Below are 17,187 nucleotides of genomic sequence, written 5' to 3' on the forward strand. Positions count from 1 at the left end.
TTTTATTTTCTGTTTCTTATCGGCCCAGGCCGTTTTAAATTTATTTATACCGGAAAATAATCCTACCCCTGGTTAGGTCATAAGGGCTCATTTCCACGCCTACTTTATCTCCCGGTAAAATCCTGATGTAATGCATCCTCATTTTTCCCGAAATAGTGGCTAAAATTTCATGGCCATTCTCCAACTTTACCTTAAACATAGCATTACTTAATGCCTCTAATATTACCCCATCTTGTTTAATAAGTGCTTGCTTAGCCATAAATTTTGAGGCGCAAAGATAAGAGTATTTATTCAATTATTCAGAAAAAAAGCTGATATTGAGGACAAAACATAAAGAAAAATATGAAAAAAATTATTTTTGCTGGTATTTCCCTGGCTACAACTGCAATTTCATGCCAAAAAGATGGTACCCCTGATTCGAATCCACCGGTTACTTATATGTCATTTACTGCCGGGCAGGCAAGAAATTATATGACAACCGATAATGCAACAAGCACAAGTAATAATTATACACTTACCTCTACCGACAGGGATTCTGCGGTAAACGGAAAATCTTATCATGTATTTACCAACAGCATGGGACCCAACGAATATTACAATATTACAGGTAATGAATATTTTCAGTTTGCAACCCTGCCGGATATTTTGGGAGGTACAAATGAAGAAATGCTTTACCTCAAAATTAATGCAGCGGTAGGTACAAACTGGAACAAGCAAATTAGTGTGCCGGTAAGCGGCCTGCCTTTACCATTAGTGGTAACCTTAACAAATTCTATTGCCGAAACCGGAATAACCAAAGTAGTGAATGGTATTTCTTACAGCAATGTAATAAAAGTAGAAACTGCTGTATCTGTAGCAGGTATACCTGCAAGCGCCGTTGCATCTGATATTGATAGTTATTATGCCCCCAAATACGGGTTAATAGAAAACCATTATGTAATTGGTATCAATTATATGGGTGTTGTAGAAAATATAGATACCCAAAACAAATTAATGAGCGCCAATTTTTAAGCTATGATTTTTTTTTTATTAAAAAAAGGGAAAATAAATTTTCCCTTTTTTTAATAAAACCTGTTAGCCATAAGCCGGATTTTGTAATTCTGCAATGCAGAACGGCCATCATTTATCTAGCTGATGCATTACTGCATCAATCTTTCTGCCTACCCTTCCCGACATCCATAAATGCAACTCCGCCGGGCCAGCGGAAATTCGGGGTTTATTTGGCATTTCAGTACACAAGGTTTACCCGTAAAATTTGTTACCAAAAATTACTGTGGGCTTTTACCCCACATTTTCACCTTTTCCAGCCCATAAAGGGCGGTAGTTATTTTCTGTGGCACTATCTTTTCCCCTAATTAAAAAAAGGAAAGCGGTAATTAGCCGCTGTGCTGCCCTTTACTGTCCGGACTTTCCTCTTTTATATTTCAAAAAGCGATGACCAGCTAACAGGATACAAAATTATTTGAATTTATTGATAATCACCATTTGGGCAATATATATTTGAATAAATTTTTTATCTTACTATAAGCAATAAAGCTTAAATTTGCCGTCCCTTTATTACCAATAAAATTTATACGCATGAAGAAGATTTTTACTTTATTGGCTGTTCTATTATTGAGTGTCAGCTTAAATGCACAATTGCTCCACGAACCATTTACTTATACTCCCGATGTGGCCCTTGGCTTATCGGTTCAAAGTAATGGAGTATGGCAAAAAGTTAATAGTGGTGATTCTATTTTAATAGAAGCCGGTAATTTAAGCTATACCGGGCTTCCTGCTTCTACAGGTAATAGAATAAACTTTGGTGGCTCCGGTACAGATTATTATACCAGTTTTACCAATCAAACAGCCGGAACAATCTATTATTCCTTTTTATTGAACGTGGCTACTGTAGCGCCTTTAAGTACTACAGGAGATTATTTTACCAGTTATATTGAAAACGGTTCTACCACCAACTATTTTGCCCGTACATGGATGAAGTCCGATGGCGCAGGTGGTTACCTGCTTGGCATAAACCCAGGAAGCAATACTGCAAATACACAATGGGCTTCAACTGCCTTGGCACAAGGCTCTACTTATTTGGTTGTAGTGGCTTTTGAAATAGTTGCAGGCACCCAAAATGATATTGCTAAAATTTGGATAAACCCTACAGTAGGCAGTCCTGAGCCAACGGCTGATGCAACAAGTAATAATTCATTATCCGGTACGGCCAATGATCCATCTAGTGGCATTCAAAGGCTTTTATTGCGCCAGGGTAGTTCCTCTGCTGCTGCAGGCGCATTGCAAATGGATGAATTAAGAGTAGGTACTACATGGGCCGATGTAACACCCAATGCCAGCAGCCCATCTTTAATAGCAGATCCTACTTCACTAACCGGATTTTCTACTATTTTTGGTTCACCATCTGCAAGCCAGTCATTTGATTTATCGGGTACAAATTTATCAGGCGGTTCTGGTAATATTACCGTAACAGCTCCTGCAAATTTTGAAATATCATTAAACGCTGGTGGCCCTTATAGTGGTGGTTCCTTACTTATACCATACACTGGTGGCGCATTAAGTTCCACAACAGTTCATGTTCGCATTCCATTTCCTGCAAGCTTAGGAACGGTAAGCGGTAATGTTACCTGCAGCGGTGGTTCTGCCACAGCAAATGTGGGCGTAAGCGGAAATGTATTAGAAGCGCAACCTACAGTTCAGGCAACTAATGTAACTATTACAAATATTACTGATAATACTTTTGATCTTAACTGGACTCCCGGAAACGGAAGTTTCAGGATAGCTGTAGTGAGACAAACTTCTGCATCAGTTGGATTACCATCTGATGGCACTAATTACGCAGCAAGTACAATTATGGGTTCGGGTGGTACTACAGGTTCGGGAAATTATGTAGTTTATAACGGATCTGGTACAGGGCCATTAACGGTTACTAATTTGTTCCCCGGTACCAATTACACTGTTACAGTTTATGAATATAATTCTTCTATAGCAGGCACAGATAACTATCTCACCACTTCTGCAACCGGCAACCCTACCAGTGCTTCAACTACAGGTATTACCAATTTACTTACCCAGGGATTTTTTACTGGTATTGCCGTTCCTCAATTTATGGGCTCTTTTACCGGTGGTACACAAAACAGGATACCTACTATGTATTTTGCAAAAATCAGCGGGCTTGCTCCCAATACGGTTTATAAGTATTATACACAGGCAGCTAATACAACTGATTTTGCAACAACCGCAACCGGCGCTGGTGGTTCCTTATTGATTGATTACAATACTACCACCACTACCCCCGTTACCTATACTTATGTTGCATCAGGGTCTTTTACGGGTTCAAACTATTCGTTCTTAACCTCAGATGCAAGCGGTAATTTTCAGGGCACATTTGGATTTATTCATACTACCAACTCCAGGTTTACTAAAGGAAATAATTTATATCCCACAATAGTATTGGTTGATGATGCAGGCGGAAGCACTTCGCCAAGATATCGCTTTGCATTAAATCAAAGTATAACAGCCTTGGAATTTTCAACAACAGCCGATGCGGTATCCGGATCATTTATACAGGGCAACTCTTCTGCAGTTGCAGGAAATTTAGTGGCCCTTTGGAGAAGTGTTGATGGTAACCTTGTTGCAACAAGGCCTTTAAGTATGACCGTTGCTGAAATAGCAGGCAGTGCTACAGGATGGATAGGTTCCAATGTTATTGTCAACTACAATTACAATGCTGGTGCATGGAATACCATAATGCCCAATATGAATGAAGATGGCATAAAACTTATTCAGCAAATAAACCCACTCAATGGTTCTGTTGTGGGTTGTAACAGCGATGCAGATGGAACATGGCCTACAGGCCCGGTTCCCACATCGGACCCTGCAAATGGTGTAACGCCACTTGCCATTGATGCTGCCGATGCGCCTCTAAATGGCGGAACATGCTATGCAATATTACCGGTTACATTGGGCAACTTTACCGTAGCAAAACAAAACGCTACCATTAAAATTACATGGACAACCCAACAGGAAGTAAACAGCAGAGAATTTGTAATAGAACGTTCTATTGACGGCATTAACTGGTCTGCAATAAAAGCGATACCTGCATCAGGCCATAGTACAGTAGCTATTACTTATAATGCTATAGATGAAAAACCACTTAAAGGAATGAACTATTACCGTATTAAATTGATTGACCAGGACAACAGGTCAACACTGTCAATTGTAAGGTCGGTTTTATTTAGTTCCCAATACCTTGTGCTGGTAACGCCAAATCCTGCAACAGAGTTTATCAACATTAATGTTTCGGGAAATAATACCAATGAGGTTTATACGGTAACTATATCCGACATGAGCGGTAAAAAATTAATACAAACACAATCGTCAAACTATGTGCTGCGTATTGCTACAAATAAACTGGCTAAAGGCATTTATATAGTTCAAATTGCCAATGCTGGAAAGATATTTACACAAAAAGTAATTGTACAATAATTACAACATGAATTTTAATAAAAGCTGCCCTTTACCGGGCAGTTTTTTTTTGATAAATTGAAAGGGAAAAAAGAGGAGTTACAAATCTTCCTAAAAACCCCAGCTTTTCAGTAAACACTGGTATTCACTTTCTGGCAGTTGCTGCTGGTTATAATGCCCGGCAACTAATTTTTGTCTAAAGGCTTCATAAACCGATACAGCACAGGCAACAGAAATATTTAGCGACTTTATGATTCCTACCTGGGGAATTATAAAATTACCATCGGCCTTTCTAATTAATTCATCGCTTACACCGCTATGTTCGTTTCCAAAAACAAGGGCAACATTTTGTGTAAAATCCAATTCATATAAACTTACAGATCCTTGTGCAAGTTGGGTGGTATAAATTTTATCGTATTTTTTCCTGAGTTCTTCAAAACATTCCGTTGTATTTTCAAATTGATGTATCGTAAGCCATTTTGCAGCACTTGATGAACTTTTAGCACCCCACTTTTTATGCCTGGGGATTTTACTGTTTAATACATACAGGTCCTGTATCCCCACAGAATCGAGGGTACGCATTACCGCAGAAATATTATGCGGATCTTCTACATTTTCCAAAACTACTGAAAGGCCAGGCTGCCGTTTTTGTAAAACATTTGTAAGCCTTTCTTTTCTTTCTGCTGTCATGAGTCGAAAATAAACAATTTGTCAATACCGGGAAGTTCCCGGTAAATTTCATTAAGATGCAATGGTTTCGGCATTGTTTCATCAGCTAAATTCCTTTACCTTTGCCATCCCTTAATTCGGGACGTAGCGCAGCCCGGTAGCGCACACGTCTGGGGGGCGTGTGGTCGCTGGTTCGAATCCAGTCGTCCCGACTAAATTTCCCTGCTTTTTGCAGGGATTTTTTATGATTTGATTTTCTCTTTACCCTAAAATTTATTTGTGCTTCGGCAGCATTTACAGATATTTGCACAACCCATTTCACCAATGAATGTTTTAATAAAGCAGGCCCGTATAGTAGCTCCACACTCAGGCAACCATGGCCGGATAGCAGATATTTTTATTGAAGATGGAATTATTCGTAAAATAGAAGATACAATAACCGTAGAAAATACTAAAGTGCTGCAAGCAGAAAATTTACATGTATCCATTGGCTGGATGGATGTATTTGCCAATTTCTCCGACCCGGGATTAGAACAAAATGAATCTATAGATACAGGTGCAGCATCTGCAGCTGCAGGCGGTTTTACCCACGTAATGCTGGTTCCCAATACGTCTCCTGTTATTTCGGCAAAAGCCCAGGTGGAATATATTCTAAAAAAAGCGGAAGGACATTCCGTTTCCATTTATCCCATTGGCGCCGTAACGCAAAATGCTAAGGGCAGCAACCTTGCCGAAATGTATGATATGCACAACAGTGGTTGCATAGCTTTTAGTGATGGCATACATCCACTGCAAAACCCAGGCATTATTTTAAAAGCATTACAGTATGTTACTGCAATTGATAAAACCATTATTCAAATGCCTTGCAATAACAGCATAGGCAACCATGGATTAATGAACGAAGGGCTTGTAAGCACCAGGCTGGGGTTGCCCGGTATACCAGCAGTTGCCGAAGAACTTATGATACATCAATGCATACAGTTATTACAATACACAGGGTCAAAGCTCCACTTAACCGGTGTTTCCACACAAAAAGGTATAGCGCAAATTACCGATGCAAAAAAAATGGGGCTCCACATCAGTTTTTCTGTAACGCCTTACCATGGTTATTTTTGTGATGAAGATTTAAGTAATTATGATACAAACCTGAAGCTGGATCCGCCTTTGCGTACAAGCGCAGATAAAGAAGCCATACGCAATGCCCTTAGCGGTGGCATTGTGGATTGTATCGCTTCACATCATTTTCCTTTGCACAGCGATTATAAAGATTGTGAATTTGAAAATGCCCAATGCGGCATGATTGGTCTGCAAAGTGTATTTGGAGCTATTCAATCTTTTCATACAAACCTCGAAATTTTAATACGGCAATTAACCATTGCCCCGAGAAAAATTTTTGGCTTGCCTATACCTTTGCCCGAACCTGGGGCCAATGCCTGCTTTACACTCTTTAATCCGGCCAAAGAATATATTTTTGAAAAAGAAATGCTTGTTTCTAAATCGGCCAATACTGCCTTTGCAGGCCAAAAACTCAATGGAGAGGTTTTGGGCATAATCAATAATAATAAAATATATTGGCAAAATGATTTTATACAATAGTTCATCGGCACAAAAAGGCATTATTACCGGCATTTTGATGATTGCCGCTTCTTTGGTTATTTATTACCTAAAAGGCAATTTTGAAAATGGCCTGCAGTACATTGCTTACTTTTTGTATGTTGTGGGTATAATATGGGCTTTGTATTCCTTTAGAAAGAAAGAATCCGAAAATAAATCTTTTAAAAATTATTTTTCCGAAGGCTTTAAATGTTTTATTGTAGTTACATTAATGATGGTATTGTTTACTTTTATTTTCTTAAAACTAAACCCTTCGCTTAAAGAAGAAATGGCCATAAATTATAAAGCAGATCTTATAAAATCCAAAAACTATACAGCACCTGAAATAGAAACCATGGCAATAAAAGCAAAAGATTATTTTGTTACTATGCTGGTTTCAATGGCAATTTTTGGATATTTGATTATTGGCGCTTTGGTATCGGTAATAGCTTCGGCATTTTTTTCGCAGAAAAAGAATACGCAATGGACATCACAATCATAATACCTTTATACAACGAAGAAGAATCGCTGCCCGAACTTGCGGAATGGATAAAGCGTGTGGTAGATGTCCATAATTTGAGCTATGAAATTATAATGATAGACGATGGCAGTAGCGATGCTTCCTGGGAAGTAATTGAAAACTTAAAAGTAAAAAACTCCAATATTAAAGGAATAAAATTTCAGCGCAACTATGGTAAAAGTGCAGCGCTCAATGAAGGGTTTAAAGCAGCAGCCGGCGATGTGGTATTAACCATGGATGCCGATTTGCAGGATAGCCCGGATGAAATACCAGAAATGAGGCGCATGATTGTGGAAGAAGGATATGATATGGTGAGCGGATGGAAAAAAAAGCGTTACGATAATACCTTTACCAAAAATATCCCTTCAAAATTATTTAATGCAGTGGCCCGTAAAAAGTCGGGCATTAAGTTGCACGATTTTAACTGCGGGCTAAAATCCTACCGCAATAAAGTAGTTAAAAGCATTGAAGTGTACGGGGAAATGCACCGCTATATTCCTATTTTAACAAAATGGTCAGGTTTTAGAAAAATTGGGGAAAAAGTGGTAGAACACAGGCCACGTAAATACGGCACAACCAAGTTTGGATGGGAAAGGTTTATCAATGGTTTTTTAGACCTTGCTTCCATTATGTTTGTTGGAAAATTTGGAAAACGGCCAATGCATTTTTTTGGGCTTTGGGGTACGCTTTCTTTTTTGCTGGGCTTCGTCATTTTTTTATGGCTTACCATTTCAAAATATTTCTTTAATGAAACCGGGCTTACGCAACGCCCTTTATTTTTCTTTGCAATTATGGTAATGATTATTGGCTCACAGCTTTTTCTTGCCGGCTTTATAGGCGAATTAATTTCGAGAAACGCACCGGACAGGAATAGTTATTTAATTGAGAAAAAACTGGGCTTGTAACTATTTTCCTGCCTGCACTACTTTTTTAAAAACAAAATGAAAGTAACCATCATAGGCCCGGCACATCCGCTCCGTGGCGGTTTAGCATCTTTTAACGAAAGGCTTGCCAGGGAATTTCAGCACCAGGGCCACCAGGTTTCTATCTATACTTTTTCACTGCAATATCCTTCCTTTCTTTTTCCCGGAACTACACAATATTCCAGCGAACCTAAGCCAAAAGATATCCATATTAATGTGGCTATTAATTCTGTAAATCCACTTAATTGGGTAAAAACCGGATTACGTCTCAAAAAAGAAAAGCCCGATATTATTGTAGTAAGGTATTGGTTACCATTTATGGGGCCATGCCTTGGCTCTATTTTACGCATTGCAAAATCAAATAAACTTACAAAAGTAATTTGCGTTGCCGACAATATTATTCCGCATGAAAAACGCATTGGCGATAACCTGTTTACCAAATATTTTCTTCCCTCTGCTGACGCCTTTATAACCATGAGCGAAAAAGTACTTGCCGATGTAAAACGGTTATCACAAAAACCTGTGGAGCTGGTGGCACACCCGCTCTATGATAATTTTGGGGAGAAAGTTTCAAGGGCAGCCGCAAGGGCAGCGCTAAATATCCCTGAAACAGATTTTGTGTTGCTGTTTTTTGGCTTTATAAGAAAATATAAAGGACTGGATTTACTGCTGGAAGCTATGCCACTAATTATTGAAAAAATACCGGAAGCAAAATTGCTGATTGCCGGTGAGTTTTACGATGATAAACAAATATATTCCCGTTTAATGAACGATGCGGCAATTACCGGTAAACTAATTTTACATACCGATTTTATTTCCGACAGCGAGGTGAAAAATTACTTTTGCGCTGCAAACCTTGTGGTGCAACCTTACCGCAATGCTACCCAAAGTGGCGTTACCCCTTTGGCTTACCATTTTGATGTGCCCATGATTGTAACCAATGTAGGCGGTCTGCCTGCAATGGTACCCAATGGCAAAGTGGGATTTATTGCAGGGCCCAACACCCATTCCATTGCAGAACAAATTATTTGCTTTTACCAAAGTACTGAAACCGATTTTATAGCAAATATCCAGGCCGAAAAGAAAAAATACAGCTGGACAATATTAACGAATACTATTTTTAAACTGGCCAAATTTTAGCAAATTGCAGGAATAAAAAAGTTAAATATGATTTTTAGAAGTAAGGCGCCTTTGCGGATTGGTTTAGCAGGTGGGGGAACCGATGTAAGCCCGTATTGTGATTTATATGGTGGAGCAATATTAAATACCACTATTTCTCATGCCGCATATGCTTCCATTGAAACTTTAGACGCTAACAAAATAATAGTTGAAACTTTAGACCGTAAAGAAAAGCAGGAGTTCAGTTGGGATACTATATTGCCTATTGACGGTGAATTGAATTTATTGAAAGGGGTTTATAACCGCATACAAAAAGATTATGGAATAAAAAAGTGCGGCATCCGTTTATCTACTTTTGTTGATGCTCCTGCAGGTTCGGGCCTGGGTACTTCTTCTACCCTTGTGGTGGCTATTTTAGGCGCATTTATAGAAATGCTCCGGCTGCCTTTTAGCCAATACGATGCGGCACATTATGCGTATGATATTGAAAGAAACAACCTGCAACTTGCCGGTGGAAGGCAGGACCAGTATGCGGCTACATTTGGCGGTGTAAATTTTATGGAGTTTTATAAAGAGGATAAGGTAATTGTAAACCCGCTTCGTATAAGAGACGAATATATGAATGAGTTAGAAAATAACCTTGTTCTATATTTCACCAGCACATCCCGGGAAAGTGCGGAAATTATTAAAGAACAGGTGAGCAATGTAAATAAGAAAAATGAAAAAAGTATTGAAGCAATGCACCAGCTTAAAGAACAGGCCAAAATGATGAAAGAAGCATTGCTAAAGGGAAAATTAAACGACATAGGCGAGATACTGGATTATGGCTTTCAGCAAAAAAGGCTGATGGCACATAACATCAGTAACACCAGCATTGAAGAAGTTTATGATGCCGCAAAGAAAGCAGGTGCAACAGGTGGAAAAATAAGTGGCGCCGGCGGTGGCGGGTTTATGATTTTTTATTGCCCGGGAAATACCAAATACGCTGTAATAAAAACTTTGCATAGTTTTGGAGGAGAAGTTAAGAAATATGCATTCACCAATCAGGGTTTGGCCACATGGACGGTGAAGTAAAAGAAAACAAGTAGTATGAATAAAAAAATAAAAGAGATTATTCAAGCATCCGCTGATGTAAAAAACAAAATAGCACAAAACGATGCAATGCTTGCCACTATTGATATCTGCGTAGGCGCTATTGTTACCGCTTTTAAAAGCGGTAATAAAGTTTTGTTTTGTGGCAATGGCGGCAGCGCTGCTGATGCACAGCACCTTGCCGCAGAATTTAGCGGAAGGTTTTATACCGACAGGGATGCATTGCCTGCAGAAGCTTTGCATTGCAACACTTCCTATTTAACCGCCGTGGCCAACGACTATGGATATGATTTAGTTTACAGCCGCATTATAAAAGGCACGGGAAATAAAGGTGATGTTTTAGTGGGCTTATCTACTTCAGGCAATAGTAAAAATATCCTTAATGCATTTGAGGTAGCTAAACAAAAGGAAATGCTTACCATAGGTTTAACCGGCGAAACAGGCGGTAAAATGAAGGCCGTTTCCGATTACCTTATAAATGTACCTTCAGGCGATACACCCAGGATACAAGAGAGCCATATCCTGATAGGTCACATCATTTGCCAGTTAGTGGAGGAACAATATTTTAAATGATTACCGAAGCCATAATTTTAGCAGGCGGGCTGGGCACCCGCCTGCGAAGTGTAGTTGCCGATGTGCCAAAATGTATGGCGCCGGTTAGTGGCAAGCCTTTTCTGGCTTATTTGATAAACGCATTGCAAAACCAGGGAATTGAAAAATTTATATTTTCCTTGGGTTATAAAAGCGAAATTATTTTACAATACCTTGCCAATGAATTTCCAAACTTAAATACGCAAATTGTTGTAGAAAAAGAACCCTTAGGTACCGGCGGCGCCATAAGACTTGCCTGCGAAAAAGTTGCCGGTGATGATGTGCTTATATTTAATGGCGATACTTTTTTTGATATTAATTTAAAAACATTCTCAGCTTTTCATCATACACAAAATGCTGCATGCAGTATTGCATTAAAAACAATGCAGCAATTCGACAGGTATGGCTCGGTTGAAATATCAGAAGAACACATCGTAACAGCATTTAATGAAAAAAAATTCCTTCAAAACGGTATCATAAATGCAGGGATTTACGCATTAAAAGTTAAGCCATTTTTGAAATTTGATTTCCCTGCTATATTTTCCTTTGAAAAAATGTACCTGGAGAAAAATACAGTAACCCATAAAATTTACGGCAAACAGTTTGCTGATTTTTTTATTGATATAGGCATCCCGGAGGATTATGATAAAGCCCAAATTCAAATGCCTGTTTTTTACAAAAAGTATTTCCCAAAACTCAGTAAAAGTTCAGGATATACCCTTTTTTTAGACAGGGATGGTGTAATAAACCACGAACAAAAAGATGGGTACATCAACCATTGGAACGAATTTAAGTTTTATGATGGCGTTTTGGAGGCAATTAAAATATTTGCTGCAAAATTTGACCATATTTTTATAGTTACCAACCAAAGAGGTGTTGGCAGGGGAATTACCAACGAAGAAGACCTGAAGCATATACACAGGAATATGGTTGAAAAAATTATGGGCGCCGGCGGAAATATTGATAAAGTATATTATTGTACAGATATTGAGGATAGCAGCCCAAACCGAAAACCCAATACAGGTATGGCCTTACAGGCAAAGAAAGAATTTGATCTAATAGATTTTAAAAAATCGGTAATGGTGGGCAATACTGCCAGCGACATGCAATTTGGAAGGAATATTGGCGCCTACACCGTTTTTCTCACAACTACAAGGCCAGAGGAAAAAGATAACAACAGGCAATTGATTGATCAATTTTTTCCTGATTTGATTGCGTATGCAAAATTTTTGAGTTGATAAGTTTTAGTTAAAAAGATTTTGACCGATACTTTGAAGAGCTATTTCTGCATTTAGTTTATGTATTTTTGACCCAAATCACAGGCATTGAAAAGAACGCTTTTATTTATCTTTCTAATATCCAGCTTTTGCCATGCAGCTTTGGGGCAAACAGTTAAAGAGCCTTTTGCCAAAATTGCACAAAAAGAAGATAGTTTAATAGGGCCGGCATATAAAATTGTACGGGGCATAAATGCAGCAGACAGGTTTAAAGCAGACAGCCTCTTTACAAAAATATTTGTAAGGGCGCTTGCCGTAAATAATTCTTTTTACTATCCCTTTGATTCACTGCAAACCATTTCAAAATTATATGCACCCGATAGCAGCTTTAGAATTTTTACCTGGCAAATGGTAATCAACGATAACGTCATACGCCAGCATGGTGCCATTCAAATGCGTACTGCTGATGGTTCTTTAAAATTATTTCCGCTTATTGATAAAAGTGAAGTGTGCAGTTCGCCTGCAGATACTATTGCAGATAATAAAGGATGGATAGGCGCTGTGTACTATAAAATAATTCTTAAAAAAAGTTTTGATATAGAATTTTATACGCTTATTGGGTTTGATGAAAATAATATTCGCAGTACAAAAAAAGTAATAGATATCCTCACATTTACCGAAGGTAAACCAAGGTTTGGCGGAAGAAATTTTATAATAGATAATACAAAAGGATATAACAGCCGTATTGCCCGCTACATTATGGAGTTTAGTAAAGATGCCAGCCCAAGGCTTACCTACGATCCCGAAATGGATATGATTGTAATGGAGCACCTCGTTTCCAATGCCGGCGACCCTGCAAAAAAATGGACCTTGATTCCCGATGGCGATTATGAAGGTTTTAAATGGATGAATGGCAAATGGGTGTATATTAATAAAATTTTTCACCAGGTAACTGCTCCTACCCAACTCCCCGTACCACAACCTATAAACAAAGACCTCGAAAAATTTCCAGGGGAAACTAAACCTTAATTTCAAATTTCATTTTTTTATTGAGACAAATTGCCCGTTACATCTGCCGGAAATAAATTTATTTGCTCATAAGGGATGAATAATATAATTTTGATATCATAATAATATCAAACTACACATCATGGAAAAAATTTTGAAACCCATTTCAGGGTTCCTTGCACTGCTGGTTTCATTAGTTTTAATTGTATTGAGCATCCTTTTGTTTTTAAATGGCAAAAGTGAACCGCTTATGGTTGCCAGTGGTTTTATTGTATTTTTTACTGCATTGTTCATTATTAAAGGCCTCATGATTATAAACCCCAATCATTCCAGGGTACTTAATTTTTTTGGCAAATATGTAGGTACAGTAAAAAACAATGGATTGTTTTTTGTAAACCCGTTTTACGCAACCATTAAAGTGAGTTTAAGGGCGCAAAACCTGCAGGGCCAATCTCTAAAAGTGAACGATAAAATGGGTAACCCAATTGAAATAGGTGCCGTAATTGTATGGAAAGTGGGCGATACTTACAAAGCCGTTTACGAAGTAGATGACTATAAGGATTATGTAAGTAAGCAAAGCGAAGCAGCCGTAAGGCATTTGGCCGTAAGCTTTGCATACGACAACCTTGAGGATGAAAAAGCAGAAATTACTTTAAGAGATGGAGGAGATAAAGTAAACCAAATACTGGAGAAGGAACTTACAGAAAGGCTTTCTCCTGCCGGTATCATTATACAAGAAGCCAGAATAAGCCATTTGGCTTATGCCCAGGAAATAGCAGGCGCAATGCTGCAACGCCAGCAGGCAACTGCAATAGTAGCAGCCAGGTTTAAAATTGTTGAAGGCGCTGTGGGCATGGTTGACCTTGCTTTAAAAAAATTATCCCAGGAAAATATTGTGGATCTGGATGATGAACGAAAAGCAGCCATGGTAAGTAACCTTATGGTGGTGCTTTGTGGCGAAAAAGCTGCTACACCTATTTTAAACACCGGTACCTTGTATCAATAAACCATTCATCTAACTGATGTATTTTGGCCAATAAGAAAAACTTTATACTAAGGCTCGATCCGGAGATGTATAAGATACTTGAAAAATGGGCTTCGGATGAATTCCGTAGCGTAAACGGGCAGGTAGAATATCTTTTGAACAAAGCGGTATTTGTATCGGGAAGAAATAAAAAGGGAACCGCCAAAATAGTTAAGAAGAAAACATAAAAAAGCCGCCCTTAAACCGGGCGGCTTTAAATATAAAAAGCCTTTATTCTTCTGTATTCGTTGAAGCTGTTGAATCTTCGTCAAAGCCATTTTCTGATGCACCTGGCGCATCATCTGCTTCTTCCTGTTCATCCAAATTGGTAATAGCTGCTATTTCGTCTCCTTCATCTACCTTAATAAGTTTTACTCCTTGTGTTGCCCTACCCTGTTCGCTTATTTGCGTTACGGGCATCCTGATGGTAATGCCACTTACACAGGTAATCATCAAGTCTTCTTTTTCGCTTACATCAAGCAAGCCTACAAGGTTTCCGGTTTTATCGGTAATATTTAAAGTTTTTACGCCTTTGCCTCCCCGGTTGGTAATCCGGTAATTTGCTTCCCCTGTTTCAGGGTCATCAAGCAAAGTGCGTTTTCCATAACCTTTTTCACTTACCACTAAAATGGTGCGGTCTTTATTCTCTTTATTGATACATATCATGCCTACCACTTCGTCCTTTGAATTATTTACTTCAATACCGGCAACACCTATACCGCCACGGCCCGTGCTGCGAACTTTGCTTTCGTGGAAACGAATGGCCCTTCCGCTTTTTACCGCCATCATTATTTCGCAATTACCATCGGTAAGTTTAGCAGCAATAAGCTGGTCGCCATCTAAAATATTTATTGCATTAATGCCCACTAGCCTTGGTCTGCTAAAATCTTCTAAGTCTGTTTTTTTAATAATCCCTTTCTTGGTACATAACACTATAAAATTGTTTGTAATATAGTCTTTGTCTTCCAGGTTTTTAACATCAATAATAGCACGAATTTTATCATCTGCTGGTATTTGTACCAGGTTTTGTACCGCCCTTCCTTTGCTGGTTTTATCACCTTCGGGAATTTGGTACACTTTTAGCCAGTAGCAACGGCCTTTTTCTGTAAAAAACAACAAACTGTGGTGAGTGCTTGCTACAAATAAATGCTCTATATAATCTTCCTGCCTTGTACTGCTGCCTTTTGCGCCACGGCCACCACGGCGTTGCTGCCTGTATTCTGTAGCTGCTGTACGTTTAATATATCCTAAGTGCGAAATGGTAACCACCACATCTTCCTCTTCTATAAGGTCGAGCATATTTATTTCGTCATCAGCAAATTCAATTTCGGATTTGCGTACATCGCCGAATTTTTCTTTTACTTCCAAAAGTTCGGTTTTAATAATATCAAAACGCAAACTTTCATTTGCTAAAATTTCTTTAAGCCTTTCAATTTCTTTTAATATAGCTGCATGTTCTTCTCGTATTTTGTCAATCTCCATTCCGGTAAGCCGTTGCAAACGCAGTTCCAGTACCGCTTTTGCCTGTATTTCGCTCATACCGAAATTGGTTACCAACCCATCTTTTGCAATATCGGGTGTAGCGCTTTCCCTTATTAATTTTATTACGGCATCCAGGTTATCCAGGGCAATAATGTAGCCTTCAAGGATATGCGCCCTTTCTTCGGCTTTGCGTAAATCATATTTGGTGCGGCGCACAACCACTTCATGGCGGAAGTCAACAAACTCTGAAATTAGGTCCCTAAGGTTTAAAATTTTGGGCCTTCCTTTTACCAGCGCCACATTGTTTATGCCAAAAGAAGTTTGAAGATCGGAGTGTTTGTAAAGTTGGTTTACCACTACCTGTGCCACAGCATCCCGGCGCAGTTCAATTACAATACGTGTACCTTCTTTGTTGTTACTTTCGTTATTAACATCAGATGCACCATCCAATATTTTTTCAGTAATGAGTTCACCAATGCGTTGGGTAAGGGAATCCCGGTTTACCTGGTAGGGAACTTCTGTTATAATTATTTTCTCCCTTCCTTTGGAATCTGCTTCAATACTGGTTTTGCCACGTACTACTACCCGGCCACGGCCGGTAAGAAAAGCAGCTTTTACGCCATCCATACCATAAATAATGCCACCGGTAGGGAAATCAGGCGCTTTTACATATTTCATTAATCCTTCAGCATCAATAGTTCGGTTGCCTATATAGGCAATGCAGCCGTCTACCACTTCCGAAAGGTTGTGCGGCATCATATTTGTTGCCATACCTACAGCAATTCCGCTACTGCCATTTACCAGCAATTGCGGTACCCTTGTTGGCATTACCGTAGGTTCCCGTAAAGAATCATCAAAATTCAATTGAAAATCTACTGTTTCTTTATCTAAGTCTTCCATCATTGCTTCGGCAAACTTTTGCATACGCACCTCGGTGTACCTCATTGCCGCAGGCATATCGCCATCCTGGCTGCCAAAATTTCCCTGGCCGTCAATCATTCTATACCGCATGGCCCATTCCTGCGCCATACGCACCATGGTATCGTAAATTGCTTTATCGCCATGAGGATGGTATTTACCCATAACCTCACCTACTATACGTGCAGATTTTTTATAAGGCTTATTGCTGGCATTGCTTAACTCGTTCATGCCGAAAAGCACCCGGCGGTGCACTGGTTTTAAACCATCTCTTACATCCGGCAGAGCACGGCCCACTATTACGCTCATAGAATAGTCTATGTACGAGGTCTTCATTTGTTCTTCAATATTTACCGGGATGATTTTGCCCCTGTTGTCGGGCATTTCTTCTTTATTCAAATCTGTATTTTCCATAAATTTTTTAAGTAGGCAAAGATACCGAAAAACATGCATTTCAGGACTTTTAAAGCAAGGCTTTTGGCCTTATTTCTTCACAATTATTCCGGCCTTTGTGGAGAAGTATTTTAGCTGTTTTTTATGGCAATTTGAAAGATGCAAAAACTG

15 protein-coding genes, 1 tRNA gene, 1 other RNA gene and 1 pseudogene are annotated in these 17,187 nt (G+C 39.0%); 14 read left to right on the plus strand and 4 right to left on the minus strand.

Translation table 11 applies throughout. From position 1 onward, the window contains the following. Window positions 1–40: 40 nt before the first annotated feature. Entirely contained in the window at window positions 41–259 is a 219-nt protein-coding gene (gene infA / locus IPO46_01305) for a translation initiation factor IF-1 (GenBank protein QQS63283.1), read from the minus strand. Window positions 260–342: 83 nt separating this feature from the next. Between infA and IPO46_01310 the strand changes: the two genes are divergently transcribed. Further along, window positions 343–1,011 carry a hypothetical protein gene (locus IPO46_01310; GenBank protein QQS63284.1) on the plus strand — a complete coding sequence of 223 codons (669 nt, stop codon included), beginning with the start codon at window positions 343–345 and terminating at the stop codon, window positions 1,009–1,011. Between the two features lie 55 nt (window positions 1,012–1,066). On the opposite strand, the gene rnpB is transcribed toward IPO46_01310, so the two are convergent. Next, window positions 1,067–1,450, minus strand: an RNA gene (gene rnpB, locus IPO46_01315) — RNase P RNA component class A. 128 nt (window positions 1,451–1,578) lie between these two features. Here rnpB and IPO46_01320 point away from each other — a divergent pair. Then, window positions 1,579–4,488: a T9SS type A sorting domain-containing protein gene (locus IPO46_01320; GenBank protein QQS63285.1), complete on the plus strand. Its 2,910-nt coding sequence runs from the start codon at window positions 1,579–1,581 to the stop codon at window positions 4,486–4,488. 90 nt (window positions 4,489–4,578) lie between these two features. Here IPO46_01320 and IPO46_01325 read toward each other — a convergent pair whose 3' ends face one another. Continuing rightward, entirely contained in the window at window positions 4,579–5,157 is a 579-nt protein-coding gene (locus IPO46_01325; GenBank protein ID QQS63286.1) for an RNA methyltransferase, read from the minus strand. Between the two features lie 117 nt (window positions 5,158–5,274). Between IPO46_01325 and IPO46_01330 the strand changes: the two genes are divergently transcribed. The 12 genes and pseudogenes from IPO46_01330 (at window position 5,275) to IPO46_01385 (ending at window position 14,411) form a co-directional block, all read left to right on the plus strand. Continuing rightward, window positions 5,275–5,348 (plus strand) — tRNA-Pro (locus tag IPO46_01330). Between the two features lie 112 nt (window positions 5,349–5,460). After that, a complete protein-coding gene (locus IPO46_01335) occupies window positions 5,461–6,732 on the plus strand; it encodes a dihydroorotase (protein QQS64283.1) in 1,272 nt (423 codons plus the stop codon). After that, window positions 6,716–7,231: a DUF4199 domain-containing protein gene (locus IPO46_01340; protein ID QQS63287.1), complete on the plus strand. Its 516-nt coding sequence runs from the start codon at window positions 6,716–6,718 to the stop codon at window positions 7,229–7,231. Before IPO46_01335 ends, IPO46_01340 begins: the two co-directional genes overlap by 17 nt. Continuing rightward, window positions 7,213–8,154, plus strand: coding sequence for a glycosyltransferase family 2 protein (locus tag IPO46_01345; protein ID QQS63288.1), 942 nt, complete (start codon window positions 7,213–7,215; stop codon window positions 8,152–8,154). Before IPO46_01340 ends, IPO46_01345 begins: the two co-directional genes overlap by 19 nt. 36 nt (window positions 8,155–8,190) lie before the next feature. Further along, window positions 8,191–9,312, plus strand: coding sequence for a glycosyltransferase (locus tag IPO46_01350; GenBank protein ID QQS63289.1), 1,122 nt, complete (start codon window positions 8,191–8,193; stop codon window positions 9,310–9,312). A gap of 27 nt (window positions 9,313–9,339) precedes the next feature. After that, the gene (locus IPO46_01355) at window positions 9,340–10,365 is read left to right on the plus strand and encodes a dehydrogenase (protein QQS63290.1); all 1,026 of its coding nucleotides are present in this window, start codon (window positions 9,340–9,342) and stop codon (window positions 10,363–10,365) included. Between the two features lie 15 nt (window positions 10,366–10,380). After that, the gene (gene gmhA, locus IPO46_01360; protein QQS63291.1) at window positions 10,381–10,956 is read left to right on the plus strand and encodes a D-sedoheptulose 7-phosphate isomerase; all 576 of its coding nucleotides are present in this window, start codon (window positions 10,381–10,383) and stop codon (window positions 10,954–10,956) included. Continuing rightward, window positions 10,953–11,636, plus strand: a pseudogene (locus tag IPO46_01365) (nucleotidyltransferase family protein). Before gmhA ends, IPO46_01365 begins: the two are co-directional and overlap by 4 nt. Continuing rightward, a complete protein-coding gene (locus IPO46_01370) occupies window positions 11,637–12,212 on the plus strand; it encodes an HAD-IIIA family hydrolase (protein ID QQS64284.1) in 576 nt (191 codons plus the stop codon). It abuts the pseudogene before it with no gap. A gap of 87 nt (window positions 12,213–12,299) precedes the next feature. Then, a complete protein-coding gene (locus IPO46_01375) occupies window positions 12,300–13,220 on the plus strand; it encodes a hypothetical protein (GenBank protein QQS63292.1) in 921 nt (306 codons plus the stop codon). A 121-nt stretch (window positions 13,221–13,341) separates the two neighbouring features. Then, on the plus strand, window positions 13,342–14,205 hold the full coding sequence (locus IPO46_01380; protein QQS63293.1) for an SPFH domain-containing protein: 864 nt from the start codon (window positions 13,342–13,344) through the stop codon (window positions 14,203–14,205). A 23-nt stretch (window positions 14,206–14,228) separates the two neighbouring features. Then, entirely contained in the window at window positions 14,229–14,411 is a 183-nt protein-coding gene (locus IPO46_01385) for a hypothetical protein (GenBank protein QQS63294.1), read from the plus strand. A gap of 43 nt (window positions 14,412–14,454) precedes the next feature. Here IPO46_01385 and gyrA read toward each other — a convergent pair whose 3' ends face one another. After that, entirely contained in the window at window positions 14,455–17,037 is a 2,583-nt protein-coding gene (gene gyrA / locus IPO46_01390) for a DNA gyrase subunit A (protein QQS63295.1), read from the minus strand. Between the last annotated feature and the right edge of the window lie 150 nt (window positions 17,038–17,187).

Source organism: Chitinophagaceae bacterium (assembly GCA_016699815.1).
Classification (GTDB): domain Bacteria; phylum Bacteroidota; class Bacteroidia; order Chitinophagales; family Chitinophagaceae; genus Ferruginibacter.